The sequence below is a fragment of the Streptomyces graminilatus genome, from assembly GCF_001418565.1.
Lineage (GTDB): Bacteria > Actinomycetota > Actinomycetes > Streptomycetales > Streptomycetaceae > Streptomyces > Streptomyces graminilatus.
Genome location: NZ_LIQQ01000640.1, coordinates 1 through 1243 on the forward strand (window position 1 = coordinate 1; position 1243 = coordinate 1243).

Sequence of the window (1243 nt, forward strand, 5' to 3'; positions counted from 1 at the left end):
AGCAGCCGGTTGGTGTTCTGGATCTCGAAGGCCCCGCGTACCGGCTTGCCCTTCTTGTTCTTCTTCGTCTCGCCGGGGAACTTGGCCGAAACGGTCGAGCAGTACTCGCGGAAGTCCTTCTTCTGAAGCCCGGAGCGGGCGAACAGCGTCAGGTCGTACGCCGACGACACCTGGCCCGGCTCGTCGTAGCCGTCGGGGCTCACCACATGCGTGTCGAGGGCCTGGAGCTCCTGCGCGTGCTCGTTCATCTCCTTGACGGTGGCCGCCACGCCACCGTTCATGTGGGAGAGGACGTGCACGGCGTCGTTGCCGGAGCGCAGGAAGACGCCGAGCCACAGGTCGTGGACCGTGTACGTCTCCTTCTCCTTGATCCCGACCATGCTGGAACCGGCGCCGACGTCCGCCAGCTCGGGGTCCGTGACCGTGTGCTTGAGCGTCCTGGGGAACTTGGGCAGCACGGTGTCGGCGAACAGCATCTTCAGGGTGCTCGCCGGGGGCAGACGCCAGTGCGCGTTGTGGGCGGCGAGCACATCGCCGGACTCGGCGTCCGTGACGATCCACGAGCGGGCGGTGATGTCCTTGGGGATCACCGGCACCCCGTCGGCGAGGTTGACCTGCGTCCCGGCCCGGCCGAGCCGTTCCCCGCCCACGGACGACATCTTCGCCGGGGGAGTCACCGTCGGCGAGACACCCGGCTTCGGTACGGGGGCCGCGTATGCCGGTACGGGCGCGGTCAGCGCGGCGGACAACAGGGTGGCGGAGGTGACCAGCAGGGTTCGCCTGGCGGTCTTCTTGGAGGCGGGCACGATCGAGAACGTACATGCACCGGGCGTGGAATCCGTACCGCCCCCGAAGTGAACCCGCCGACCCCGGCCACCGGCCCCGGTACCGGGCGGCGATACTGGACGCATGAAGCTCAGCCGCCCCGTCTCCTGGTTCCTGCTCGCCTTCGGGGTGTGGAGCTGGGTCATCTGGGTCACTTTCATCAAGAATCTGGTCAAGGACAGCAGCGGACTCGCGTTCGACGACGCCGGCAGTCCGACGGCCTACTTCTGGGTGCACCTGACGCTCGCGATCGTGTCCTTCGTATTGGGGACGGTCGTCGGGGGCATCGGGTTGCGTGGACTGCGCGCATTGCGCCAGACGTCATAGCGCCAGAACGCCGGACCTTGTAGGCCGGAGCACCGGACCTCGTAGGGCCGGAACGCCGGACCTCGTAGGGCCGGAACGCCGGACCTCGTAG

2 protein-coding genes are annotated in these 1243 nt (G+C 67.8%); one reads left to right on the forward strand and one right to left on the reverse strand.

Going from position 1 to position 1243, the window contains the following annotated elements:
• The coding region (locus AOK08_RS38850; protein WP_422125814.1) for a D-alanyl-D-alanine carboxypeptidase family protein at positions 1–806 on the reverse strand (806 nt) is incomplete at its 3' end.
• A 103-nt stretch (positions 807–909) separates the two neighbouring features.
• Here AOK08_RS38850 and AOK08_RS38855 point away from each other — a divergent pair.
• On the forward strand, positions 910–1152 hold the full coding sequence (locus AOK08_RS38855; protein WP_055534882.1) for an SCO4848 family membrane protein: 243 nt from the start codon (positions 910–912) through the stop codon (positions 1150–1152).
• Positions 1153–1243: the final 91 nt, after the last annotated feature.

Coding starts and splice junctions, on each gene's coding strand:
- AOK08_RS38855 (WP_055534882.1), top strand. CDS start 910: ATGAAGCTCAGCCGCCCCGTCTCCTGGTTCCTGCTCGCCTTCGGGGTG.